Consider the following 25,137-nt stretch of genomic DNA (forward strand, 5'->3'; position numbering starts at 1 on the left):
GGCCAGCCCGCGGGGGCGGGAATGCCACCTCCCCGGGTGCCTATATGGGAGTCCCCACCGGGAAGCCGCCACTTGGTGCGCGGCGGCGGCGTGGCGGCGTTAACCACGTATGCCTTACGGGTGTATGCTACTAATCGTGTCAATAACTTGAGGATCATTGGCAGCATAACTGCCGTACACTTTCGACAATTTCTATAAATTGCGCGCATCGGTTGCGTTATGGTCCCGGTGCTAGTCGCCAGCCGAACGGTTGCGTGACTGGCGGCGTATTCGCGAACCGGGGCGGGACCGGTGACGCGGTGTCGACGGCCGGGGCAGGACCGTCGCCCGTATGGCGCCCCCGTGAGCCTGAGTACGCCACAGGTTTCGGGCCACAGGTTCCAGGGGCGGACAGCATGGGTTCTCGGGTTGGGATGGGGATGCGGGGGAATGCCCCGCAAGGCGGTGCGGCGCGCGCTGAAGACCATGTGATCTTCTCACCAGAGCCCCAGCGGCACGGCCGCCAGGCGGCCTTGCTGGCGGGCACGGCCATGGCCATGCTGGCCGTCACCACCGCCGGACCGGCCCGCGCCGGCAGCGGCCCCACCCTGCCCACGGGCGGCGCCTTCCAGGCCGGATCGGGCAGCATCAGCGGCGGACCGGGCAGCCTGACCGTCAACCAGGGCAGCCAGCGCGCCATCATCGACTGGAAAAGCTTTTCCATCGGTCAGGGCGGCACCGTCAGCTTCAACAACGGCACCGGCGCCACGCTGAACCGCGTCACTGGCGGCAACCTTTCCACCATCCTGGGCACGCTGAAGGCCACGGGCACGCTGTACGTCATCAACCCAGCGGGCGTGGTCGTGGGGTCCAGTGGCGTGGTGGTCACGGGCGGCAGCTTCACCGCCAGCACGCTGGACATCGCCAACGACACCTTCATGGCCGGCGGCACCCTGCTGTTCAAGGGCGACACGGATGCCGAGGTCAAGAACCTGGGCAAGATCTCCTCCACCGGCGGCGATGTCCTGCTGATCGCGCGCAGCGTGACCAACGAGGGGACCATCACCGCGCCCAACGGCACCGTGGGCCTGGCCGCCGGCCAGCAGGTGCTGCTGAAGGACGGCGACGCGGGTGAGCGCGTCTATGTCCAGGTGGGAAGTGGCGACGTTACCAACACCGGCGCCATCGCGGCGGCGCAGGCGGAACTGAAGGCCGCCGGCGGCAACATCTATGCCCTGGCTGGCAACGGCGGCGGGACCATCCGCGCCACCGGCACCACGGTCAAGGATGGGCACATCTGGCTGTCGGCCAGCGGGTCGATGGAAACAGCGACGGACCAGGGCGGCGCCGTCACGGTCGCCGGCGCCCTGGCGGCGACCAACGCCGACGGCAGTGGCGGCACCGTCATCGCGACGGGCAAGTCGGTCGCGGTGGCGGCGGGCGCGGTGATCGACACCAGCGGTACCACCGGGGCCGGCGGCACCATCCTGCTGGGCGGCGACCGCCAGGGCGGCAGCGACGCGGCCACCAAGATGGTGAAGCAAGCCGTGGCCACGGCCGCCCAAACCACCGTCACGGCCGGCGCCACCCTGAAGGCCGACGCGGGCGCCAAGGGCAACGGCGGCGCCGTCATCGTCTGGTCGGACCAGTACACCGGCTTCGCCGGCGCGCTCAGCGCCAAGGGCGGTCCCCGCAGCGGCAACGGCGGCTTCGCCGAAGTGTCCAGCCACAAGCTGCTGGACTTCACCGGCGCGGTGGACCTGACGGCCCCCTTCGGCGCGGTCGGCCAGCTGCTGCTGGACCCGGAAAACGTTACCATCAGCACCGGCAGTAATCTCAACAGCAGTCAGTCCGGCGGCACCTTCACCCCCACGGGCGCCAGCTCCGTCATCAACACCACGACGCTGCAGAACGCCCTGTCCACGGCCGACGTCACCATCACCACCGGCAACGCTGGCAGCCAGGCGGGTGACATAACCATCGCCAACAACGTCACCTGGTCCGCCAGCCACAGCCTGACCCTGTCGGCCTATCGCAACATCGTCTTCAACGGTGGCACGCTAAGCCACACCGCCGGGTCCGGCGACGTCACCCTGCATGCCGACAACACCGGTACCGGCAGCGGCACCATCACCTTCACCAGCGGCGGCGTCGTCATGACCGGCAGCAGCGGCTCGGTGAACCTGTATTACAACCCCACTAGCTACGCCTCACCCACCAGCTATACCGGCAACGTCACCCTGGGGTCCGGCGCCCTCACCGCCTCCATGCTGGTGAACACCGCCCTGAACCTGCAGAATTTGTCCACCAACCTGTCGGGCGCCTATGCCCTGGGCCGGGACATCGACGCCAGCGCCACCGCCACCTGGAACAGCGGCGCCGGTTTCGCCCCCATCAACAACTTCGCCGGCACCCTGGACGGCCAGGGCCATACCGTCACCGGGCTTACCATCAATCGCCCCACCACGGTCGCGGTCGGGCTGTTCGGCGACACACCCACAAGCAATGGCCCCAGGGTCAGCAACCTGGGCCTGGTGGATGTGAACATCACCGGTTCCAACCGGGTGGGCGGCGTGGTTGGGCGCGCCAACGGCGGCGGTTCCCTCAATAACGTCCATGTCACCGGCACCATCACCGGCTATGGCGACTTCATTGGCGGCCTGGTCGGCCAGGACGACCAGCAGTCGATCAGCAACAGCTGGACCGACGTCACCATCACCGTTCCCAAGGGCTATAGCGGCGCCGGTGTCGGCGGCCTGGTCGGTTGGCAGCGTCTAGGTACCCTGACCAACGTCTACACCCTGGGCAACGTCTATGCCCCGGATTCCAGTCGTGTCGGCGGCCTGGTGGGGACCAACGGCTTCATTGGCGCGGGCCAGGGTGCCAGCATCGGCAACACCTACGCCGCCGGCACCGTCACCGGCAACGATTCCGTCGGCGGCCTGATCGGTATCTCCGAGGGCGGCAGCATCGCCGCCAGCTACGCCACCGGCGCCGTTACCGGCGTGACCAGCGTGGGCGGCCTAGTCGGCATCAACGCCAACCCGATCAACACCAGTTGGGCCAGCGGCAGCGTCACGCTCAGCAGCGGCAGCGCCGGCAGCATCGGCGGCCTGGTGGGCACCAACGGCGACAGCGTCAGCGCCGGCAGCATCACCAGCAGCTATTGGGACAGCTTCAGCACCGGCCGCGTGACAGCGGTGGGCGCCGTCGTGGGGGGCAGCACAAGCGGCGCCGCGGCCGTGACCAGCGACCCGGCGCAGTCCGCGGCCAGCAACTACGCTTACAAGACCAGCGCCTACGGCGGTTTCAACTTCACCACCAATTGGTGGCTGAGCGATGGCGGCACGCGGCCCCTGGGCCTCTGGGAATATTCACTGACCGTCAGCAATGCCCACCAGTTGCAGTTGATCGCCCACGACCTGACGGCCAGCTACACCCAGAGCAACGACATCCGCATGCCGGCCCCGACCGCCGGCGGCATCTGGAAGTCCACCACCGGCAGCGTCCCCGCCGGCTTCATCCCCTTGGGCGACCCCTCTACACCCTTCAGCGGCACCTATGACGGGCAGGGTCACGCCATCGATGGGCTGACCATCACCTACGGTGGCGGCAGCAACACCTATATCGGCCTGTTTGGCGGCAATAGCGGTACCCTCAACAACATCACCCTGACCAATGCCGCCATCACCGTCACCAATGCCGACAGCCATGTCGGCGCGTTGGTCGGCGCCAACAACGGCGGCCATGTCGTGAACGCCTATGTCACCGGCACATTGACTTTCCAGGGCGGTGGCGGCTACGGCGTCGGTGGCATCGTGGGGTTGCAGTACAACAGCGGGACCATCACCGGTTCCACCTCGCTGGCCGACATCAATCTCAGCTTTATCCGAAGCGGGCAGGCTTATGCCGGCGGCGTTCTGGGCGTTACCGCCGACCTGAGCGCCACGGCCGTCACCACCTCCTACGCCGGCGGCACGATCACCATCACCGGCGGCGGCGGGGTCGGGGGCCAAGCCCTGGCGGGCGGCCTTGTGGGGATATCCACCAACATCTCCAACAGCTATTCCACCGCCACCGTCAGGGAAACCGGCGGCGGGAGCAGCGATTATATTGGCGGCCTGGTGGGCCTGGGCGCCAATGGCACCATCACCAACAGCTATGCCAGCGGGGCCGTCAGCGCGCCGGGCACGATGGTTGGCGGGCTGATGGGCTTGAACGACGGCACCGCCACCTTCAGCAACTCCTATTGGGATACGCAGACCACCGGCCAGTCCGGCGGCGTTGGAGGCGGCCCTGCCACCGGCACCACCGGCCAGACCACCGCGCAAATGTCGGTCCAATCCAACTTCAGCGGCTGGGATTTCAGCAACACCTGGTACCTGCCCGCCGGCCTGCTCCGTCCGGTCCTGCGCGCGGAGGCCAGCACCACCATCCGCGACGCCCATGAACTGCAACTGGTGGCCCTGGCCCCCACCGCCCGCTACACCATCGCCAATGACATCGGCCTGGCCACCCCCCTCGCGAACGCCGCTGACATATGGGGCGGCGGGTTCATGCCCATCCCCACCTTCTCCGGCGAATTGTCGGGTCAGGGTCACACCATCAGTGGCCTGACCCTGACGGGCTCGGCGAACAACCGGGGCCTGTTCAGCCAGACCAGCGGCGGCAGCCTGGCCAACCTGACGCTCACCAACGTCTCCGTCTCCGGCGGCAACAACGTCGGCGCCCTGGTGGGGGCCGCCAGCGGCACCGCCATCAGCAACATCACGGTTTCCGGCACGGTCAGTGGTGCCAGCCAGGTGGGCGGCATCGCGGGCAGCGCCACCGCCGGGTCCATCCGCTTCGCCGGCATGTCGGGCACGATCAGCGCCACCGCCGACAGCATCGGCGGCGTGGTGGGCTTCACCAACGGCGCCATCTCGGACAGCTGGTCCACCGCCACGGTCAGCAGTTCGGGCACCAGCACCCACGGCTTGTACGTGGGTGGCCTGGTGGGGCAAAGCGCCGGCACCATCGACCGGTCCTGGGCATCGGGCGCCGTCAGCGGCTGGACGGATGTCGGCGGGCTGGCAGGCCTTGCCGCCGGCAACATCACCACCTCCGGCGCCAGTGGCAATGTCACCGGCGGGGGCAGCGTGATCGGCGGGCTGGTGGGGAACGTGTTTGGCGCCAGCCTGACCAACACCTATGCCACCGGCGCCGTCACCGGCTTCCAGGAAGAGGGCGGGCTGGTCGGCATCATCCAGGCGGTGGGCACCACCATCACCAACAGCTACGCCAGCGGCCGGGTCAGCAGCACCAGCGGCAGCGCCTACAACGGCGGGCTGGTGGGCCTGAGCGCCGTGACGTTCACCGCCAGCAATTCGTTCTGGGACGTCACCACCACGGGGCAGAGCTTTGGCGCCGTCAGCGGTGGCACCGGCCAGACGGTGCCTGGCTTTACCGGCATCACCGGCACACAAGGGTTCACCAGCACCACGTTCAGCAACGCCGGCTGGGACATGTCCAACACCTGGTACATGGTGAACGGCGCCACACGGCCCATGCTGCGGACGGAGGCGTCGGCCACCCTGCGGTCGGCCCATCAGCTGCAACTGGTGAACCTTAATCCCAATATCGGTTACACCCTGGCCAACGACATCGACCTGGGTAGCGCCCTGTCCGCCACCGGCGGGGTGTGGGGCAGCGGCGGCTTCTCCCCCATCGACAGTTTCGGCGGCACGTTCAATGGCGGCGGCCATACTATCAGCGGCCTGGCCATCAACACACCCAGCAGCACCGAGGTCGGCCTGTTCGGCGCCATCGGCGGCATCGGCAGCACGTCCTATGTGCATGACCTGACGCTCAGCACCGTCTCCATCACCGGCGGCAACGACGTCGGCGCCCTGGCGGGCAACGTCGGCGGCGGCAGCATCAGCCATGTCACCGTGACCGGCGGCATCACGGGCGGCAGCACCGTGGGCGGCCTGATTGGCAGCGTCACCGGCGGCGCCCTGCTGCAGGACACCAAGGCGGACATCCTGATCACCGCCAGCGGCACCGATGTCGGCGGGCTGGTGGGCAACAGCAACGGCACCATCCAGGACAGCTACGCCCTGGGCGGCATCCGCATGACCGCCGCCGGCAGCGCCCAGTCCGTGGGCGGGCTGGTGGGCAACAACAGCGTCGACTTGGTCCACAGCCTGATCGGCACCATCACCGACGACTATGCGCAAGTGGCGCTGCTGGGCGCGGTGAGGAGCGGGTCCGCCGCCGGCGGCCTGGTGGGTACCAACAGCGGCACGGTGGCCCGGACCTACAGCATCGGCGCCCTGGCCTTGACCGGCACCACCACCCGGGGCGGCCTGATCGGCAACAACAGCGGCACCACCAGCAACAGCTTCTATGATACCGAAACCTCCGGCCTGTCGGTCGGCGTGGGTGGCGGCACGGCCTCCGGCGCCACGGGGAAGACGACCGCCCAGATGCAGACGCGCAGCACCTTCACCGGTGCCGGGTGGGACTACACCACGCCCGTCTGGGGCATGAGCGACGGCGTGACCCTGCCCTACTTCACCTGGGAACATTCGGGCGGCGTCCAGATCGTCACCGGTACCGCCTACAGCAACGCCGCCGGCAGCAGCTTCGCCATCGCCAACCGCGTCAGCGCGCTGACCAACGGCACCAGCCTGGGCAGCGGCTTCACCGGCGCCAACGGCTATTACTACATCCTGGCCGACGGCAGCCCCATCACCGGCGGCAACCTGGTGGCCTACCTGAACCCGGCCCTGGGCAACACCACGCTGGGCAACGCCGTGCACCTGACCACCAGCGGCGGCACCACCACCGGCCTGACCGTGCTGGGCAACGCGGTGCAGATGACCAGCGACGGCCCGGCGGTCAGCACCAGCGCGTTGGCCGGTGCCCGCCCCACGGGCATCGATTCCAGCCTGCTCTACACCGTGTCGGGCGGCACCATCACGCTGTCCGCCGACGCCAGCCTGGACATCGAGGCCGGCAGCCACGCCATCACCGTCGACGATGCCCTGACGGTCAGCGGCACGGGCACGCTTACGCTGAACAGCACCGGCACCAGCACGCAGTCGGCCGCCATCACCACCCCCAGCCTGTTGCTGCTGGGCAGCCTGTCCGGCGGCACCAGCATCAACAGCATCGGCACGCTGGCGGCCAACACCGGAAGCATCCTGATCGGCTCCAACACCGCCCTGACGGTGGGAAGCGTGGGCACCACCGATGGCATCACCCTGACCGGCGGCCTGGGGTTCACCGGCGCCAGCACCAGCGTCACCCAAACCCAGGCGATCAGCGCCGGCGGCCTGGCGCTGGAGGGCGGCAGCTACACCCTGACCAACTCGGGCAACGCCGTCACGCATTTCACCGCCAACGGCGCCACGTTCAGCGTCGTCACCTCCGGCGCCGTCACCGTGGACAGCGTGACCGCGGGTGGCACCACCTACGACGGCCTGACGCTGAGCGGCACGGGCAGCAACAGCCTGACCGCCGGCACCGACCTGACGGTGGCCACCCCCACCAACACCGCCACCCTGGCGGCGGGCGGTACCCTGACCCTGACGGCCGGCGGCGACCTGACCGTCACCGACACCAGCCTTGCAGTCGGTACCGGCGGCGGCACCAGCACCCTGACGCTGGTGGCCGGCAACAACGTCACCCTGCAGGGCACCTCCAGCACCATCACCGTCAACGGCATCGTCGGCGCCGGGCTGGACCTTTCCCTGTACGCCGACAGCGACAGCAGCGGCACCGGCGGCATCACCCTCAGCCGCGTCAATATCCTGACCAAGGGCGGCACCCTGGCCCTGGTGGGCGGCGCCGTCGTCAGCGACCCCGCGACGGCCGGCAACGCCCACAGCACGGGGGCCAGCGCCACCGACGACGCCGCCATCAGCATCACCAACACCGCCATCAGCCTGGAGGGGGGCAGCGCCATCCTGAAGGGTGACGGGCAGGCCAGCGTCACCGGCACCTCCTCCGGCATCGCGCTGAACAGCAGCAGCCTCACCACCAGCGGCGGCGGAACGCTGACCCTGACCGGATCGGCCACCACCAGCACCGCCGCCGGCGCGCACCTGGGCCTGCAACTGGTGTCCAGCACATTGCAGGCGGCGACCGGCGCCATCACTCTGACCGGCACGGCGGCGGCTGGCCCCGGCGGCAACACCGGCGTGCTGGTCAACGGCGGCGGCGTGGCCGCCACGACCGGCGCCATCACGCTGACCGGCACGAGTACGGGCGGTACCGGCTTGCGGCTCTACGGCGAAACGGTCAGCACCACCAGCGGCGCCGTCGCCCTGACGGGCAGCGGCACCACCGGTGCCGGCCTGGTGCTGGGCGACGGCGCCAGCACGGCCGCCAGCCTCGGCAGCGGCACGCAGACCGGCGCCATCACGCTGACCAGCGACGACTTCGCCCTGTCCAGCGGCACGGCCCCCACCATCACCACCACGGGCACGGTGACCCTGCGCCAGCAGTCCGCCGACCGCGCCCTGGCCGTGGGTGGCAGCGTGACGGGCGCCGACGTGCTGAGCGCCGCCGGCATCAACGGCGTCACTGCCGGCACCCTGGTCATCGGCCGTACGGACATCAGCGAAACCGCCGGCTACACCATCGCAGGCGCCATCGCGCCCACCAATGTCACCACCCTGTCCCTGGCCACGGGCGGCGCCATCACCCAGTCCAGCGGCGCCACCATCACCGCCACCAACCTGGCCGTGCGCGCCGCCGGCGACATCGGCTTGGCCAACGCCGCCAACAGCGTCGGCACCCTGGCGGCCACCACCGGCGCCGGCAGCGTCAGCTTCAAGGACTCAGGCGCCTTGACCGTGGGCACCGTCGATGGCCTGGGCGGGGTCACCGCCATCACCACGGCGCAGCTCACAGCCGGGGCCGGCGGCCTGCTGACCGTGTCCCAGGCCATCTCCGGTACTGGTGTCACCCTGACCGCCGATCGCATAAACCTGTCCAGCGCCGTGAGCGCCACGGGGGGCGGCACCGTGACCCTGGCCCCCGTCACCAGCGGCTGGGCCGTCGACCTGGGCAGCGCCAGCGATGCCACCACCGGCACGCTGGAGCTGTCGGCGGCGGAACTGGACCACATCACCGCCGGCACCCTGGTGGTGGATCCGCCCGTGGCCGGCGACATCGTCATCAGCGCCGCCATCGCCCCGGCCCATGCCAGTACTCTGGTGCTGGAGGCCGGCGGCACCATCACCCAGGCCGGCGGCGCCACCATCACCGTGGGCAGCCTGGGTCTGAACGCCGGCGGCGCCATCACTCTGACCCAGCCCAACGGCGTCGGCACCCTGGCGGCCACCGCCGGGGGCGCCATGGCCTTCGCCAACGCCGGCGCCCTGACCATCGGCACCGCCGCCGGTATCAGTGGCATCACCGCCATCGGTGGCGTCACCATCACCACCAGCGGAACGCTGACCTTGGCCAACGCGGTCACCAGCCAGGCCACCGGCGATGCCGTCACCCTGTCGACCACCAGCGCCTTCATCAACACCGCCGGCTCCAGCGCCATCACTGCCGCCAGCGGCCGCTGGCTGGTCTATTCCGCCACCTCGGCCGGCGACACCTTCGGTAACCTGGACAGCGGCAATACCGCCCTGTGGAACCGCACCCTGGCGTCCGGCACGGTGTCGGTCGGCGGCAACCGCTATGTTTTCGCGGAACAGCCCACCTTGGTGATCACGGCCAGCGACGTGACCAAGACCTACGGCCAGGATGTCAGCGGCGCGCTGGCCTACACGCTGTCCGGCGGCGCGACCGGTGTGACGCACGCCTATCTGGGTGGCACCAGCCTCGGCACCGCCCCCACGCTCGCCTCCACCGGGGCCGGCAGCGGCGCCAACGTCGGTGGCTACACCATCACGGCCAGCGGGGCCACCACGACGGACGGCTCGGCCATCAGCTATGTCGCCGGCACCCTGACGGTGAACAAGGCCGCCCTGACCGTCACCGCCGACACCACCACCGTCACCTATGGCCAGACGCCCACCCTGGGCGCCAGCTACAGCGGCTTCGTCAATGGCGAGACGGCGTCGGTCCTGGGCGGCACCCTGACGATCAGCGGCGCCGGCACCAACGCCGGCAGCTACACCCTCACCCCCAGCGGCCTCACCAGCGCCAATTACGCCATCACCTATGTCGCCGGCACGCTGACGGTGAACCGCGCCCCGCTGACCGTTGCCGCCAACGACGTCACCATCACGTTCGGCGGCGCGCCGGCCTACAGCGCCAGCTACAGCGGCTTCGTCAATGGCGAAACGGCCGCCGTCCTGGGCGGCAGCCTTGTCTACAACGGTGGCGGGACGGCGGCCGGCACCTACACGATCACGCCGGGTGGCCTCGCGTCCGGCAATTACCTCATCAGCTACGTCGCCGGCACCCTGACGGTGCAGGCGGATACGTCGCCGCCCGTGGTGCTGCCCGAGGTGCCGTCCTCCACCCACTTCGTGGACCAGCCCTCCGGCAAGGTGCCCTTCACCCCCACCCAGCCCCTGGTGGGGTCGGACTACTCGCAGGGCAACTATCGCGTCATCTACCTGGCGCCCCCCGCCACGGCCAGCGGCACGATCACCAACACCTCGACCTTCTCCGCCGCCCACCAGGACGGGACCGATGAGACGGAGTTCGAAATCGCCAAGCGGTGGCGCTGAAGCGCGTCATGACCGTCCCCTCCGCCCCCTCGCCCGCCCTCCCTTCTCCCACGACCGCCTCCATGCCCAGGAATTCCATGCCCGTCCCCCCGGCACGCGTTCTCACCGCCCTGCTCTTGGCCGGCCTGTCGCTGACCTCCCTGCGGGCGCAGGCACAAAGCTATGAGCGCATCGCGCCCAAGGAGCCGCCCGCCAAGGCGCCGGTGGACCAGACGCCGCAGTTGCCCATGCCGGCCGCCCCCGCGCCCGAATCAGACCGGGTGATCCTGCCCCTGCTGAAGGGCCTGGCCTTCGTGCCCTCGCCGGCCGCCGTGAAGCCGCACGGCAGCACCGTCACCGGCGTGGACACCGGCGGCATCGACATCCTGGACCGCCCCGGCTTTCGCCCGCTCGCGGAGGCTTACATCGGCAAGCCCCTGCGCCTGGCGGACCTGAATGAACTGGCCCGCCGCATCGTCGCTTTCTACCGAGACAACGACCACCCGCTGGTCGATGTGCTGGTGCCGGAGCAAGACATCGACAACGGCACCGTGCAGGTGGTGGTGCGCGAATTCACGGTGGGCCAGGTGGCGGCCGAGGGCAACGAGTGGTTCGACAGCGCCCTGCTGACCCGGCACATCAGCGTCCGCCCGGGTGACCGGGTGGAGGGGGAGCGCCTGCTGCGCGAGGTCAATGGCCTGAACGAAAATCCCTTCCGCCAGGTTGACCTGGTCTATCGCCCCGGCACCGCCCCGGGCACCACCGACCTGGTGCTGTCCACCCGCGACCGTCTGCCCCTGCGCGTCTATGCCGGCTATGACAACAGCGGCGCGCCCAGCACCGGCCGCGACCGCTGGAACCTGGGCTTCAACTGGGGCAACGCCTTCTGGCAGGATGAGCAGCTGTCCTACCAGCTGACCACCAGCGACGATTTCTGGCATGACCGGCCGGGCGGGCGGAACGCGTCCTTTGTCGGCCATTCCCTCAGCTGGCTGGCGCCCCTGCCCTGGCAGGACCGCCTGATGATCTTCGGCAGCTATGAGGAAAGCGTGCCCAACGTGGGCAACGATTTCGGCCTGGTGGGCAAGAGCGGCCAGGCCAGCCTGCGCTATCAAATCCCCTTGGCGCGGACGTCGGATTTCGCCCACCAGCTGGAATTCGGCTACGACTTCAAGACCACCAACAATAACCTGGCCTTCGGCGGCGTCCAAATCTCGCGCACGGCGACGGAGATCAACCAGTTCTCCGCCAACTACACCGCCACCCTGGGTGACGCCTGGGGCAGCACGGGGTGGAGCAACACCCTGGTGTGGAGCCCCGGCGGCCTGACCGGCGACAACACCAACGCCGCCTTCCAGCCGGGCGACAACCAGTCCGGCCGCCTGGGCGCCAAGGCCGATTATCTTTACGTCCGCAGTGAGCTGAACCGTCTGGTCAAGCTGCCGGAGGACTCGGTATGGGCCACCCGCGTGGTGGGGCAGTTGAGCAACCGCGCCCTGCTGGACACCGAGCAGCTGGGCGCCGGCGGCGCCGACATCCTGCGCGGCTACAACGAGCGCGCCGTGAATGGTGACCAGGGCGTGCTCATCAGCACGGAGCTGCGCAGCCGCGCCTTCAAGCTGGTGCAGCGCGGCCCCGATGACGCCCTGCAACTGCTGGCCTTCTTCGATTACGGCAGCCTGTGGAACCGCAACATCCCGGCCGGGGAGAGTGACAACGTCAACCTGGCCAGCACCGGTGTGGGCCTGGGCTACACCTATGGCACCTATCTGACGGTGAAGTTCGCCTACGGCTGGCAGTTGCGCAAGCTGCCGGGCGCCACGGAAAAGGGGGAACTCGGCCACGTCTCGGTGACGCTGAGCTATTGACGCGGCATATAGCCGTTCGCGTTAAATCGGACACCGCCGGCTATGGCTGAGTTTGTCCGCGGGTAGCTTCACGCCCAAAGATGATTCCACCTTTGGGTGATCTTCTCTGGCCCTCTGGTCCTCCGTCAGGAAGGGAGCGGACTTGATGCGATCGACGGCCGGGCCAATGGCATCGGGCCAATATATCTGGTCCGCGCCGAACATGATGCGCTTACCGAATCCTCGGGCCGGACGCTGGTATCGACCTTGTACCTGGAAATTGGCTCGGTCTTATACCAGCGGCACGAGATGGAGACTCGTGCCGCTGTAGGCCCCGACTGGGGCCGCCGGAGCGAGCACCCCCAGTTTACGTAAAGGGGGGCACAGCGAGGACAAGCCTAGGCGGACGGATGTCCGCCGCCCGGCGACTGAGGGAGCATTTGAACGGTCACGTTCAAATGCCGCGCGTATTATGACGGACTGGCCCCCTGCCCCACCGCACGGAAGCCATGGCGAGAAAGCCCTCGCCGGTTCGGGGGTGGCGCGATATCAAAGCGCCATGGATGAGCGCGACGACTTTGACATCTACGTGGTGACCACACCCGGCCTGGAATCCGCGCTGTGCGCGGAAATGACGGCGGCCGGCTTCACCGACCCGCAGCCCGGCAAGGGCGGTGTCAGCACTCGGGGCGGCTGGACGGAGGTCTGGCGCGCCAACCTGGAACTGCGCGGCGCCACCCGCGTGCTGGTGCGCATCGGCTCCTTCCGCGCCTTGCACCTGGCGCAGTTGGACAAGCGCGCCCGCCGCTTCCCTTGGACGGACTTCCTGCGGCCGGACGTGCCGGTGAAGGTGGAGGCCAGCTGCACCAAGTCTCGCATCTACCACGCCGGCGCCGCGGCGGAGCGCATCACCCGCGCCCTGTCGGAGGAGTTGGGCGCCCCCATCGCGGACGATGCCGAGGTCGTCGTCAAGGCCCGCATCGACGACGACCTCTGTACCTTCAGCATCGACACGTCGGGCGAATCATTGCACAAGCGCGGCCATAAGGAAGCGGTGAACAAGGCCCCAATGCGGGAGACCATGGCCGCCCTGTTCCTGCGCCAGTGCGGCTATGACGGCCATGAGCCCTTGATCGACCCCATGTGCGGTTCAGGCACTTTCGTGATCGAGGCGGCGGAGATTGCCGCCGGCCTGAAGCCTGGCCGTTCCCGATCCTTCGCCTTCGAAAGGCTGGCCGGCTTCGACGCCGCCGCCTGGGACGCGCTGAAAGCCTCCGCAGTCCTTACCCCACCAACCGTGCGCTTCCATGGCAGCGACCGCGACGCCGGCGCCGTGAAGATGAGCCAGGACAACGCGGCGCGGGCCGGCGTGGCAGACTGGACCGACTTTCGGCGCCACGCCATCAGCGACCTGACCCCGCCCGGTGGCCCGCCCGGGCTGGTCATCGTCAACCCGCCCTATGGCGGGCGCATCGGCGACACCAAGCAGCTCTATGCCCTGTACGGCAGCCTTGGCAAGGTGCTGCGCGAGCGCTTCCATGGCTGGCGCGTCGGCATCATCACCAATGAACCGGCTCTGGCCAAAGTGACCGACCTCTCCTTCCTGCCCACCGGCGCGCCGGTGCTGCATGGCGGCATCAAGGTGATCCTGTACCGGACGGCGCCTCTGGCCTGAACGGCGCGCGGCCGGTTCTTGTCCCGATCCGATCGCCCAAGGGGCCCAGAATCAAAACCCCCGCCGGCTTACGCGGGCGGGGGTTTGTGCTTGGTTGCGGGGGCAGGATTTGAACCTGCGGCCTTCAGGTTATGAGCCTGACGAGCTACCGGGCTGCTCCACCCCGCGTCAGCTTGAATTTACTCAGTTTTTACCGCTTCTCACCAACTCTATCAAAGCAAGTGCCCTAGATTCTGCCCTAGAGTTTTGCCCTAATTCCCTGCTCTGACATTAAAGTGCCCTAACGGGGAGCCAGCATGTAGCACACCCCCGAACGGAATGCGAAGCTAATTCTGAGGATGCCTTTCACCTTGGGCAAATCAGGCTGCTCCACTTCGTCACGGATCAGCCCTCCCCGGCTACGCCAGCGCATATGCGGATGGGCAGCGAATGAAAGCAGCCCGTGCGGGAACCGTCAAAGCGGCTCACTTCCGCGCCTGCGGCTTGTGCAGTAGCGCCCCGTAACCGGCGCTACGGCGGCGTGTGACAGCCCCGCCCTTTGGCCTGCTCACTCCTTCGCGCCATCGCGCAATGATGCGCGTGGAAGCCAAGGAGGACACCATGACCCTAACCGAACTAGCCTTGATCTTAAACGCAAGCGCCAACCTCATCGCTGCTGTTACCCAGTGGCGACGGCTTGCCCGTGAACAGACTTCGAGTCGGGCTAGGCATATATGAGTTGATGTTTTTCTTTATATATTTCGCCACTTCTGCGATCATATAAAAATATTTGTAAGCTCAACTCATTGCGACACCCCTTACTCCTATGCAGGAAACGGCTCGCGCTTAACATATTATACTCGCCGAGGTACATATTGCTATTCTCAGTTCCTTCAAAGAGAATTAAAAATAGAAAAATTCTGGTCCATGCGGGTTGAATTTTGAGGAACAGATCAGTGCCTCTGCAGGTAACAAGAGACAACCATTACGTCCCTCAATGGTATCAGCGCGGTTTTCTCGCGCTCGGGGAGACGCAATTGCACTATCTCGACATGTCGCCAGACCAGAAGGTGCTAGCCGATGGCCGCATCATCACTATGAACAATCTAAACCGACGCGCACCGAAAGGGTGCTTTTATGCATTTGATCTTTACTCAACCCATTTTGGCCAAATCGTAAATGATGAAGTCGAAAAATTTCTCTTCGGGCCAATCGATGACAAAGGTTCTCAAGCTATTCGCGCATTTGTCTCAGGTGATCCGAGCGAGGTACACCCTGCCTTTCAGGATTTCTTCGAATATGTGGACGCACAGAAGCTAAGAACCCCAAAGGGCCTAGACTGGATCAAAACGCGCTATGCATCGCTCGATCAGGTGCAGCTAATGGTCGAGATGCAGGGATTGCGGCTCATGCATTGCAGGATGTGGACCGAGGGGGTGCGCGAGATTGTTTCTGCTGAAAATTCCGAGGTGAAGTTCATCGTTAGCGATCATCCCGTGACATTTTACAATGCGTCGCTTCCACCGACGGCAGCGGATTGCGCCTACCCAAACGATCCCTCTATCGAGGGGATCGGCACGCAGACTGTTTTTGTCCTCGATGCTAATACATGCCTGATTCTTACGCATTTAGAGTACGCAAAAAATCCGGCTTCTGTAAATCTGAGTGCGCCCAGGACCAACCCAAATTTTCGTGGGTCAAGCATCGTGCGGACGGACGCTTTCATCCGCACAAGGAAGCTATCGCGGGATCAGGTTATCGCTATTAACCACCTAATCAAGAGTCGCGCACGCAGATTCCTAGCCGCTTCGAACCGTGACTGGCTCACGCCCGAGAAATCGTTCGTAGGCGAATGGGGTGATATTGCACAAGTCCTTCTTCCAAAGGATGACCTGTGGCGTTTTGGCGGCGAGATTTACATCGGATATAATGACGGTCGGACACATTATCAGGATGCCTTCGGGCGCACGTCAGGAGCCCACGAATACCTGCGACGCAATGCACAGAAATCGAACCTCCAGCCCAATGATCTCTGCGGCTGTGGAAGTGGCCACAAATTTAAGCGTTGTTGCCAATCCTTGCCGTTTGCAGACCGTCCGACTTGGGAGGTTTACGGCATTCGCGAGCGTAATCTCATGTTTTGCCGCGTGGTTGAGGATATTTTAGGCCTGAACGCGGGGAAAACTTGGCAAGACGTCCAGCGCGAACTAAACGAAGATCAGGTCAAGCGCATCTATGAAGCATTCGGCAGCCTCTGGCCAGAAGACACCGATCTCCCTAGCCTTCTGCCGAGGCCGAGGAATGGCATTTTGCGTGCGGTCTATCTTGGCGTTTCGGACCCGCGCCTCATTGGCCCAATGGTTCTTGGGTGGCTTCCTTATTTTGACGAAGTGATTCTCGCACATCCTTTCGTGAATCCGGTACGGCTCAAGCCGGAGTACAGCCCCACGGTATCGCCGTCGCAATACAAAGAGCAGACACTTAAGAACGTATTGCTCCTTCTGGAACTTGAGCCATTTATTCATGCCGGTTATGTCCACCTCATCCCGGACCCCGGAGACATTGATGCGCAATTTGGGGCCTCCATGCTTCAAATGGCGACCGAACGGACTGCGGACTCCAAACCATCAAGCGCGCTTGATGGTTGGCATAAGGCGATGGCCGATGATGATCATCGTCGGCTAATGCTGCGCCAGCCGGAAGCGTCGTTGCGTCGAAGATTCCGGCAGATAACGCCTGAGCTATCAGATAAACAGATCGACACCATAGTATCTCATGCTAAATCAGAGTTAGAAACTGATCCATATGCGCTGCTTCAGCCAATGGAGATGGGAGAAGCTGGTGCACAACTTCTTTGTTTCAAAGGATATGGGCTGGAAGTCGGAATGTACCTTGCTTCACTTACCGGCTCCGTCATCTACACGGATCTGGACGTGCATTGGCAGTACCTTCATATGCATGGATTGGAGAAGGGGATCGTGGAGAATGCCCAGTGGGCACCGGCCGTCAAGGCTCTGAGCAATGTCGAATTCCCACTTGAATTACAGGGTTGGCCCGTTCTGCAAGCAATTCGGATGGGCCGATTTGGCAAGATAAAGGTCAGATCGGGGACGTTGACCGATGCTCTTTTAAATCTGCAAGAAGCGCCACAGCCTGATAAAATTGCGACGCAAATTTCTTCCATTTCCGAGTTGGTCCAGCGTGAGATGTCAAAAATACCAATCGGAAATCGATTGACGGGGCGGATTGGGCTTTCCGTCCCCTCGGGCGGCTTCCAGCGACAGGAAGTGCAACGACTTCTGCTTACGTTTGGTCGAGTAAAGGCTACTCGGCCCATCCCATTTGCGATGTGCATTAAGTTCGAAGCACTAGCCACTCTCCCGTAGATGGGGAGCATACATCAGCCATCGGCAATGCTTTCCGCCCCCTCAAAAAAGAATGTAATCGGCACACCCAATGCTTTCGCGGCTTCATGCAAGGTGGAGACGGCCATACGGTTAATGCCCTTTTCGTATTTTTGCACCTGCTGGAAGGTGACGCCAAGGGCTGCGCCCAACTCGGTTTGGGTCATGCCAAGGGAGCGCCGCCGTAAATACAGGCGCGCTGCGACTTGCTTATCTACCGGGTGGATGTGGCGGGTCATTGGGTTTCCTCCTCGTTGGTTTCTGCATGCGGGCGTCGCCGTGAGGCAAAAATCAGCAGCACGGCGGGGGAAAGAAAAATTTCCACCACCGCCCACGTCATGCGCAGTGCGAGCCGGACATCAGCCCAACAGGTTGGTTTGCGGGGTGTCGTCATCCGTACCCCCACCATGGGAACACCGTTGCCGGAGGGGGGAGCTGGTGGGGCGGCGGTATCCGAAGCGCCGGGGCGCGTGCCGGACGGGTAGACCGCGGGCGTTTGGGTACGGGAACCGCTACGCGGGCACTGACCCTCAAGTTTTCCCACGCCCTTGCTGCCAAGGCGCGTTTCTCGACCCCAACGGCGTTCATGTACACCATGGTCGTGCGTAGCGTGGCATGCCCCAGCACCTCTTGAATGACGGTAGGCGTACTGCCCCCTTCGGCTGCGCGGATGCCGTAGGCGTGCCGCAACCCTTTGGGACACGCCATCGGCCCGACGATCTGCGCCCGCCTCATGGCGGCTTTGATGATCCGCCAAGCCGTCGTGCGGTGCATCGTCCATAGGCGGCCATCCTCCCCCGCCGGTAGGGCCAGCAACAATTCAATGACGAACGGGGGCACAGGGACGTTGCGAAAGACGGTCTTCCGCCGTTTCAGGGTGCGGAACTGCACCGCCATTTGCTCCTCGTCGATCTGATGCTTCATGAACGCCAGCGCCTCGGAAATCCGGCAGCCGGTGTAGGCCAGCAGGTAACACAGCGCATGGCGGGCAAGGTCGTACCCGTCCGCCACGGCCAGAAAGCGGTCGGTTTCGTTTTGGTTGAGGTATTTTCGGCGGCCTGTCGGGTCATACACCTGCCAATCCAGCGTTGCCGGGATAGCCATTTTCCATTCCTCCTGCATGCAACAAAATCGGCAATAGGGTTGCATGCGGATTTTCTCACGCCAGAAATGCAGCCGATTCCCGGCCTCAACCAAAGTATAAGTCGCCGTCCTTGTCGATAATAACCATGTATTCCAGAGCACATCCCGCAACAAAATTGCCGATAGTGTTGCATGGTGTCATCATTCCGCCTCCGGTGACTTATATATTGGAGTCTGGGAATGTCGGCTACTGCGTTGGTGATGCGTCCGATGGAATGGACCCCGCTTCAGGATATTGATGCGGTGGAACCCATCGGTGAGGGTGATACGGAGTGTCTGAAGGAAATGTATGCCGTGCTGAAGCGGCACGGGAAGGCTGCTCGGTTCGGCGTCACCCTCCTGCACAAGCATTTTGCGATGGGTGATGACGAAGTGCTGCTGGAGCATACCGACCCCGCCACGCGGCGGTTGGTGCTGCAACCGGCCAAAGTCGATTCCCCGGAGGTGGGGCGCAGCATGCAAACAAGCTGGATGCTGACGGAAGATCAGGGAGCCGTGACGAACACGGCCTGCTATCGCCGCTGCGAGCGCAACATCCACGGCAATCATGAAATGGGCGGCCATTACTGGGCGTGACCCATGGGGCGGCGCTTACTGCGCCGCCCTTCTTTCCCTGTGACGAAAGGCGTTCACCATGCCCATGCGAAACGCGGTGCTGGCACGGCTCGCCGTGGCCGGTTGCACCCTGTTTTCTGCTTATCCCATCCAAGCACGGCCAAATTTCGGTGTGCAAGCGACTCAAATATCAACAGGTATAAATCTTCATGGAATTGTCACATTCAAAATTAATACGACTGCTATAAGTATAGATATAGATGGTACAAAAAATATTGAAGCGCGCCGTTATTCACGCACAGATAAAAAGGAGATTTTTACCATGGCACAAGCAGCACCTGTAGCTGATACTATCATCTACGATCAGTATCAAACCGACTACGAAGTGAATCTTGACAAAGATGACCGTAAACATTTCAACACAGCCCGTACAACCTGCATGACCGGCCTCAGCGCTGAGGTATGGGAAAAGCCCGGAGATAAGCACCCCATGGACAATGGGATGTACTGCCTTCGCCTGCTCGAAAAGAGCGCCGATGTGCAGCGATTGCCGCAGGATGCGCAAGACCTGCATGACCGTGGCGTGCTGGGCGTCTACGAGAATATTTTGGCAGGCAAGGGCCTGAATCCCTCCGCGAGCAACGCGCGGCGGTTGGTGGAAGTGATTGATACCCTCTCGCAAAATCCCGCCGTGCGCGACAGCACCGGTACGGTGACGTTCCAGCTTTCGGATGCGCCAAACGTCCCTTTCCATAGCTTCCCCAGCGTGACGATCGACGCCGCCTTTAGTAAGACGGTGCTGAACGCCCTCCAGACGGGCAAGATGCCAACCCCCTCGAACATGAGCGAGGCCGCGCTGAATGATATGACGCGGGCCTGCTACCGCAACGCGGCGACCAACGGCGCATGCCATGATGCCGGGGTGGCGCAGGCCGGGAACTATCTCAGGAAGGCCAAGACAGCGATGGGCTATTAAACGCTGCCACGACCCGGACGGGCTGAGTTCGTTACCTCGGCTACTGTGATGGTAGTCGGCACCTTTTGATCGACGTGGTTGGCCTCCGCCATGTCGAATTTCACTGCCGGTTCCTCCAGATGGATCACCAGCGGGGCAGGCGTTTGCACCATCGTGGGTGACGTTGCTGCCGCAGCGGATGCGGGTTTCTCCTGATCGCCCGCCGCCGCGCCGGAAGGGGATGGGGGATTCACCAACTGACTGAGGAGGTCAGTCGTTTTATCCCGATACTGTAATCCCCCCTCAGCAGCGCTTTTCGTGTCCCGATTTTTCACCAAGGCTTCGCGCTCTTTGGCCAGTTCCTCCTCATGCTGTTTCAGCTTCTCGGGGGTCAGCTTGCCCTGACGCTTTTCAGCCTCCAGAAATTTCCGCGACCACTCGTCGTAGCCTTTAAGCGCCGCCTCAAAACCATCCTTCTGCGCCCCGGCAATGCCCTCGGCTTCCCCGGCCAGATCATCACGCCCCGCCTTGTGCAATAGGGCCGCCGCCGCCTTCGCCCGCTGCTCCTCCAACTCGTGCATCTGGGTTTCAAGGGCGTGAACGGCCTCGTCGTTGTTGTCCCGCTTGGCCTCCTCATAGGCTTTGCGCAGCGCGGCCATACGCCCGTCATCCGGGATCGTGATGCCGCGTTCTTTCGCCATGGCCTGCAAGCGCTCCTCGTTCTTGTCGAGCGCCGCAAGGCGGGTGTCGGCTTCGGTACGCAGGCCATCCGCAGCAGCGCGGTAGACGGAATCGCTGGCGTATAGGGCGCGTTGGCTGCGGGCCATTTCTTTGCGGGTAGATTCTTCCCCAGCCGCCGCCGCGCTGGCGTCGATCTGGTATTCCTGAATGAGCGCGGTAAGCACGCTGCGGGCTTCCTCCGGGCTGATCTGGTGCATGCGCACCTGTTCCCGAAGCTCCTGCGCTTTCGCCTTCAACGCGGGCGGCACCTCCAGATTGGCGGCAATATCGGCCACCGCTGCGCGCGCGGCGGAATCGTCCATGCGCACGCCCTCGGGCATGGATACGCCTTTGGCGGCGACATCGCGGAGGGCCGCAAGCATCGCCATTCCAGCATCCAAATCGGCTGCACTATTCTCAGCCGCGCGAGGTATGTTATTCCCTATGCTCATCAACCAACGTCCTCTGGTGGGACGTGGTTCGCCAAGTTCCGGCGCTTTTTGCGCTCTCACTATTTTTATGACTTAATCTATTCTAGCATCTAATCGTTAATTTATTGCTAATCTAGGCAGCATCATTCGTTAGGAAGACCAATATTATTTATTGGTTACCGCAACCTATCCAAATTTAATGTAAGACTACTGCCTGCTCCGGCGCACCGGAAGACTTGGCTGCGGGTTCGTTCAATTGAGCGACCGGCTCAGCAGTAGGTGGCGGTGGAACCTCCGCAGGAGCGTCAGAAGTTTCCGGCATTTGGCGTAATTTATAGGCGACACCACAAGCGAACATGTGTACTAGCCATTCCGCTTCGTCGCTCCATTTCAACAATTCATCCTTGGAAAAGACGGTGGCGGGGGTATGGAATGCGTTCGTCACCCTCACGGCGATAACGTCAAGCCCGCTACGAACGACGCTCATGTTGGCAACTACCTCCCGCTCCACCTTGCCACTCGACGCCAAGACTTTCAGGTATGGTGAATATGTTTCGGCACTTCGCACCCATTCTTGGAATTGATTAACGAACTTTAGGAAATTGATGGCATAAGTGCGGACCGACTCGTCCTTTTTCGTATAAAGCAGGTACTTGGATTTATATAAATTACAGAAGGAAATAAGCGGCTGCGTCATGATTTCTGTGCCGTCCATAAAATCGGCAAGCGACTTATTTTCACCCTCACTCGGTGAATATTCAGGGCTTGCCATAGCATCAAGGCAAAGCTCCAGCAGATTGCTCATGGCCAGAACAAGGCATGACATCTTTTCAGCGTCGAATGTTTCTATCTCTAATTTGAAAATCCGAAAGCCATCCCAATTTTTTTCTATCAGGACACAAAGGCGATGCAAGCGAACCAACTGCGCGGTGCGTTGTTTTCTCAGCGCTGCCTTATCTGTTTTCTTTCGTGCCATATACCCTTTTTTGTTGATTAATATAATACTAATACCATTAAATAGTTAATTTTCCGTTGCCACGGCAAAGAGCTTAAGGGAGGACGACGATTCCAGTGGCCATTCGGCCTTATTGACAGGTTCTTTGTGTTATTTTCCTCTTGCAAATTTTATCTGCTTTATCTATTTTAGATACGTGAGAGAGGATGCCATGAAAGTTACTTCCAGCGAATTCCAGCAGCATGTTGGCCGCTACCAAGATGCCGCCCAGCAAGCGCCGGTGGCCATCACCAAGAATGGGCGAACCCATACCGTCCTCGTTTCTGCTGCCTTCTTCGAGATGGTTACGAAAGGCCGCGTCGCCCGCAAGGTCGAAGACCTTGATCCGGAAACGCTCAAGGCGATTGCCGGAAGCTCCGTGCCTGAGGAGTTCAATCATCTTGATAAACTGCTGGATGGTTGGACTGCGTGAGCCTGCCAATTCCACGAGCTGGCTTGGTCATTTCCTATTCCTACCTATGGGAATGGGAACATCGCCGGGGAGCGGAAGACGGGCGGAAAGATCGCCCCTGCGCCATCGTGGCCGCCCATCAGGTCATTGAAGGCCGCGAGGTCATAACCGTCGTTCCCATCACCCATACGCCACCGACTGACGCGGCTGATGCGGTCGAAATACCGGCGGCGCTGAAAGCCCATCTTGGACTGGACGGCGCGCGATCATGGATCGTGGTCACGGAAACCAATGACTTCCTATGGCCTACCCCCGACCTACGACCTGTACCCGGCAGCAAGCCTCCGCGCTTTGAGTATGGCATGCTACCGCCCAAGTTCTTCACGCATATCCGCGAAAGAATCCTGCAAGCGCATCTGCACCGGAAGCTCAAGACCGTACCGCGTACCGAATAGATTATTGGCTTAAACGCTTCAGCGGCACAGCATAAACTGTCGCCTTCCCAATAGAGGTCTCACAAAGAACCACACACATTGTTAGCCATTGGATAAATTTATTAGACTCATCTACGCCTAACTCCCTCCCATTATGAACAATATCTCCTCTTATTTTGTTAATTTCCTCAATTTTCCGGAAATACAATCCAAGAATTGATGTATCAAAACCCAACATTTTAATTGCGACAGGAAGCCACTTAATCCTCTCCCCAATCATTATAAAACCACCATTCGATTTTCTTTCTTTTCCGCAAACGAATACATTAAATTCCTTACTAACAGTCCGCACTTCCTTGATATAAGAATCATAGAATGTCTCAAATACCGGGAATGCCGCCAAAGCAAGTAGCGTATAGTCTCGCGCTTTTTGGGAAATATTTATAATATCTGAAATTCTGCGATGGAATGGAGGGACATCTAGCCCAGTAGCTAGAAAATGCGCCACTACCTTAGCCCTCTCTATTTCATTGTGATATTGATTTACGGAACCAATCTCTGCTTGATGAGCATCAAATTGGAACATATTATTAGTGAAATTCCTCGGGTAGTAACTGGCGACAATTTCATCAATGCTTTCTGTTACATGACTCGCGATTTCAACGACTGCCTCTCCGGTAAATGGGACAAATGCCGCCCCTTCTCCAAATCTAATGACCGAAGAATCTCCACTCACCATCCTGTATATGTCGATGAACCTGCTATAATAATCAGATATTAAAGAATAATCACCGATTATTTTGTCAGATAAGTCTTTAACCGGCACGCATACAATAAATTCTGTGAATGTCTCATCGTTAATTATTTTAGGAAAATCCCCCTTAGTGAAAGACCATGTCTGGTCGTCCGAACGGCCCAATATCTTTATCTTAGCAGATATGGACTCTGGAATTCCGTCTACCAAGCTGTTCTTTACGCCAATAGGGGCCCCATTCTGACCATCAAAAATAAATCCGTTATCAAAGTCGCGAACTTGAAGAACATTGATGTATTGTCGTATGTATATATACCCATCACGAACAGGAGACTTAACCGCAACAATAGATGGGGCTATAAAGTTAAAGAAACCTTTCGCCAAGTACCTCTGATAATAAAGGAATTTAAATTCCTTTACAGTCTGCCGAATATGCGTCATCGGCTCCATATCTTTAAATTGATGTTCCATTGCACACCCCTCGCCGTCACAGAATCTACAATGAGCCCACTTATCACTTGTTGGAAGCTACCTCGACAACCTATCCCCCGCCGTCGTGTCGGTAATCGCCATCTGGCGAATGACCGGCTCCCCCGGCTTCGCGGGGCGACCGTCCAATACACAGATTTCCATGAGGCTGCCGCGCAGCATCGCACGCAAGATCGCCATCAAGCCACTGCCTTGGATGGTCACGGCCTTACCACTGTCGGTGAAGGTCAGGAACTCAGCTCCTGCCCGTGTCTCCAACTCGATATTGGCGACAGAGTGATATAGGAAGGACTTCACCTTGCCGCCCGCAAGGATGGCCGCGAAGCCTAACTGCGTGTGGTTTACCGTCTTGAACGCGCGGTAGACAGCCGGATCGTCCGGCAGCTCTTCGGCAGCCGGGGCCGGGGCCTGCTGTTCAAGGATATTCTTAAGGAATCCGCTACCGCTCATGGGTCGATTCCGCCGATGTCCGGCTTCATGCCTACCTCCGGCCCGCTCTTAGTGGACGGGCTTTTGTTCATTATATCAACTTCTGGTTGTTTTTTCCAGTTATCATCCGGGCGGGGCGTGGAATTCATCCATGCACGTGTCCACTCGAACCGCCCGCCCGGATCGGTGCCCCCGGCGGCGGCAGGCTGCGGCGTAGCAGCAGCTTGGCGTATCGTGCGCTCATGCACCAGATGGAACGCATCCACCACCCGCTGT

General features: G+C 62.3%; 16 protein-coding genes and 1 tRNA gene. 8 read left to right on the forward strand and 9 right to left on the reverse strand.

Annotation, left to right across the window (positions count from 1 at the left end; translation table 11 throughout):
• Window positions 1-467 precede the first annotated feature (467 nt).
• The 3 genes from FBZ89_RS20495 to FBZ89_RS20505 all read left to right on the forward strand — a co-directional run bounded on the left by FBZ89_RS20495 (window position 468) and on the right by FBZ89_RS20505 (window position 14,162).
• The gene (locus FBZ89_RS20495) at window positions 468-10,661 is read left to right on the forward strand and encodes an MBG domain-containing protein (protein ID WP_145751707.1); all 10,194 of its coding nucleotides are present in this window, start codon (window positions 468-470) and stop codon (window positions 10,659-10,661) included.
• Between the two features lie 77 nt (window positions 10,662-10,738).
• On the forward strand, window positions 10,739-12,508 hold the full coding sequence (locus FBZ89_RS20500; RefSeq protein ID WP_186457474.1) for a ShlB/FhaC/HecB family hemolysin secretion/activation protein: 1,770 nt from the start codon (window positions 10,739-10,741) through the stop codon (window positions 12,506-12,508).
• Window positions 12,509-13,046: 538 nt separating this feature from the next.
• The gene (locus FBZ89_RS20505) at window positions 13,047-14,162 is read left to right on the forward strand and encodes a THUMP domain-containing class I SAM-dependent RNA methyltransferase (RefSeq protein WP_145751710.1); all 1,116 of its coding nucleotides are present in this window, start codon (window positions 13,047-13,049) and stop codon (window positions 14,160-14,162) included.
• A gap of 91 nt (window positions 14,163-14,253) precedes the next feature.
• Here FBZ89_RS20505 and FBZ89_RS20510 read toward each other — a convergent pair.
• A tRNA-Met gene (locus FBZ89_RS20510) sits at window positions 14,254-14,330 on the reverse strand.
• Window positions 14,331-15,097: 767 nt separating this feature from the next.
• Between FBZ89_RS20510 and FBZ89_RS20515 the strand changes: the two genes are divergently transcribed.
• On the forward strand, window positions 15,098-17,527 hold the full coding sequence (locus FBZ89_RS20515) for a DUF4238 domain-containing protein (protein ID WP_145751712.1): 2,430 nt from the start codon (window positions 15,098-15,100) through the stop codon (window positions 17,525-17,527).
• 14 nt (window positions 17,528-17,541) lie between these two features.
• Here FBZ89_RS20515 and FBZ89_RS20520 read toward each other — a convergent pair whose 3' ends face one another.
• Genes FBZ89_RS20520 through FBZ89_RS20525 form a run of 3 tightly spaced genes read right to left on the reverse strand, consistent with a single transcriptional unit; the run spans window position 17,542 to window position 18,649 of the window.
• Window positions 17,542-17,784: a helix-turn-helix domain-containing protein gene (locus FBZ89_RS20520; protein ID WP_145751714.1), complete on the reverse strand. Its 243-nt coding sequence runs from the start codon at window positions 17,782-17,784 to the stop codon at window positions 17,542-17,544.
• The gene (locus FBZ89_RS30955) at window positions 17,781-17,939 is read right to left on the reverse strand and encodes a hypothetical protein (RefSeq protein ID WP_186457475.1); all 159 of its coding nucleotides are present in this window, start codon (window positions 17,937-17,939) and stop codon (window positions 17,781-17,783) included. Before FBZ89_RS30955 ends, FBZ89_RS20520 begins: the two co-directional genes overlap by 4 nt.
• On the reverse strand, window positions 17,936-18,649 hold the full coding sequence (locus FBZ89_RS20525) for a tyrosine-type recombinase/integrase (RefSeq protein WP_186457476.1): 714 nt from the start codon (window positions 18,647-18,649) through the stop codon (window positions 17,936-17,938). The genes FBZ89_RS30955 and FBZ89_RS20525 overlap by 4 nt, the downstream gene beginning before the upstream one ends.
• A gap of 219 nt (window positions 18,650-18,868) precedes the next feature.
• Here FBZ89_RS20525 and FBZ89_RS20530 point away from each other — a divergent pair, with 219 nt between their 5' ends.
• Window positions 18,869-19,264, forward strand: a complete 396-nt coding sequence (locus FBZ89_RS20530; RefSeq protein ID WP_145751718.1) for a hypothetical protein — start codon at window positions 18,869-18,871, stop codon at window positions 19,262-19,264.
• Between the two features lie 58 nt (window positions 19,265-19,322).
• Window positions 19,323-20,219, forward strand: a complete 897-nt coding sequence (locus FBZ89_RS20535; protein ID WP_145751720.1) for a hypothetical protein — start codon at window positions 19,323-19,325, stop codon at window positions 20,217-20,219.
• On the opposite strand, the gene FBZ89_RS20540 is transcribed toward FBZ89_RS20535, so the two are convergent.
• Both FBZ89_RS20540 and FBZ89_RS20545 read right to left on the reverse strand, forming a co-directional pair.
• Window positions 20,216-21,307, reverse strand: a complete 1,092-nt coding sequence (locus FBZ89_RS20540; protein WP_145751721.1) for a hypothetical protein — start codon at window positions 21,305-21,307, stop codon at window positions 20,216-20,218. The two genes, FBZ89_RS20535 and FBZ89_RS20540, sit on opposite strands and share 4 nt — an antisense overlap.
• A 238-nt stretch (window positions 21,308-21,545) precedes the next feature.
• A complete protein-coding gene (locus FBZ89_RS20545; RefSeq protein ID WP_145751723.1) occupies window positions 21,546-22,325 on the reverse strand; it encodes a hypothetical protein in 780 nt (259 codons plus the stop codon).
• Window positions 22,326-22,515: 190 nt separating this feature from the next.
• Here FBZ89_RS20545 and FBZ89_RS20550 point away from each other — a divergent pair, with 190 nt between their 5' ends.
• Both FBZ89_RS20550 and FBZ89_RS20555 read left to right on the forward strand, forming a co-directional pair.
• Window positions 22,516-22,776, forward strand: a complete 261-nt coding sequence (locus FBZ89_RS20550; protein ID WP_145751725.1) for a type II toxin-antitoxin system Phd/YefM family antitoxin — start codon at window positions 22,516-22,518, stop codon at window positions 22,774-22,776.
• Window positions 22,777-22,799: 23 nt separating this feature from the next.
• Complete coding sequence (locus FBZ89_RS20555) at window positions 22,800-23,210, forward strand: hypothetical protein (protein ID WP_246172378.1); 411 nt, start codon at window positions 22,800-22,802, stop codon at window positions 23,208-23,210.
• 1 nt (window position 23,211) lies between these two features.
• Here FBZ89_RS20555 and FBZ89_RS20560 read toward each other — a convergent pair whose 3' ends face one another.
• Genes FBZ89_RS20560 through FBZ89_RS20570 form a run of 3 tightly spaced genes read right to left on the reverse strand, consistent with a single transcriptional unit; the run spans window position 23,212 to window position 25,127 of the window.
• Window positions 23,212-24,414 (reverse strand): hypothetical protein, encoded by a 1,203-nt coding sequence (locus FBZ89_RS20560; protein WP_145751729.1) that lies wholly within the window; start codon window positions 24,412-24,414, stop codon window positions 23,212-23,214.
• A 57-nt stretch (window positions 24,415-24,471) separates the two neighbouring features.
• Window positions 24,472-24,882 carry a hypothetical protein gene (locus tag FBZ89_RS20565; protein ID WP_145751731.1) on the reverse strand — a complete coding sequence of 137 codons (411 nt, stop codon included), beginning with the start codon at window positions 24,880-24,882 and terminating at the stop codon, window positions 24,472-24,474.
• The gene (locus FBZ89_RS20570; RefSeq protein WP_186457477.1) at window positions 24,879-25,127 is read right to left on the reverse strand and encodes a hypothetical protein; all 249 of its coding nucleotides are present in this window, start codon (window positions 25,125-25,127) and stop codon (window positions 24,879-24,881) included. The genes FBZ89_RS20565 and FBZ89_RS20570 overlap by 4 nt, the downstream gene beginning before the upstream one ends.
• Between the last annotated feature and the right edge of the window lie 10 nt (window positions 25,128-25,137).

Origin of the sequence: Nitrospirillum amazonense, assembly GCF_007828045.1 — a bacterium.
GTDB classification, from domain to species: domain Bacteria; phylum Pseudomonadota; class Alphaproteobacteria; order Azospirillales; family Azospirillaceae; genus Nitrospirillum; species Nitrospirillum amazonense_C.

Bases quoted from the DNA above. Each gene is read 5' to 3' on its own strand.
- FBZ89_RS20500 (WP_186457474.1), top strand. From the start codon at position 10,739: ATGCCCGTCCCCCCGGCACGCGTTCTCACCGCCCTGCTCTTGGCCGGC.
- FBZ89_RS20505 (WP_145751710.1), top strand. From the start codon at position 13,047: ATGGATGAGCGCGACGACTTTGACATCTACGTGGTGACCACACCCGGC.
- FBZ89_RS20520 (WP_145751714.1), bottom strand. From the start codon at position 17,784: ATGACCCGCCACATCCACCCGGTAGATAAGCAAGTCGCAGCGCGCCTG.
- FBZ89_RS30955 (WP_186457475.1), bottom strand. From the start codon at position 17,939: ATGACGACACCCCGCAAACCAACCTGTTGGGCTGATGTCCGGCTCGCA.
- FBZ89_RS20525 (WP_186457476.1), bottom strand. From the start codon at position 18,649: ATGGCTATCCCGGCAACGCTGGATTGGCAGGTGTATGACCCGACAGGC.
- FBZ89_RS20530 (WP_145751718.1), top strand. From the start codon at position 18,869: ATGTCGGCTACTGCGTTGGTGATGCGTCCGATGGAATGGACCCCGCTT.
- FBZ89_RS20535 (WP_145751720.1), top strand. From the start codon at position 19,323: ATGCCCATGCGAAACGCGGTGCTGGCACGGCTCGCCGTGGCCGGTTGC.
- FBZ89_RS20540 (WP_145751721.1), bottom strand. From the start codon at position 21,307: ATGGCGATGCTTGCGGCCCTCCGCGATGTCGCCGCCAAAGGCGTATCC.
- FBZ89_RS20545 (WP_145751723.1), bottom strand. From the start codon at position 22,325: ATGGCACGAAAGAAAACAGATAAGGCAGCGCTGAGAAAACAACGCACC.
- FBZ89_RS20550 (WP_145751725.1), top strand. From the start codon at position 22,516: ATGAAAGTTACTTCCAGCGAATTCCAGCAGCATGTTGGCCGCTACCAA.
- FBZ89_RS20560 (WP_145751729.1), bottom strand. From the start codon at position 24,414: ATGGAACATCAATTTAAAGATATGGAGCCGATGACGCATATTCGGCAG.
- FBZ89_RS20565 (WP_145751731.1), bottom strand. From the start codon at position 24,882: ATGAGCGGTAGCGGATTCCTTAAGAATATCCTTGAACAGCAGGCCCCG.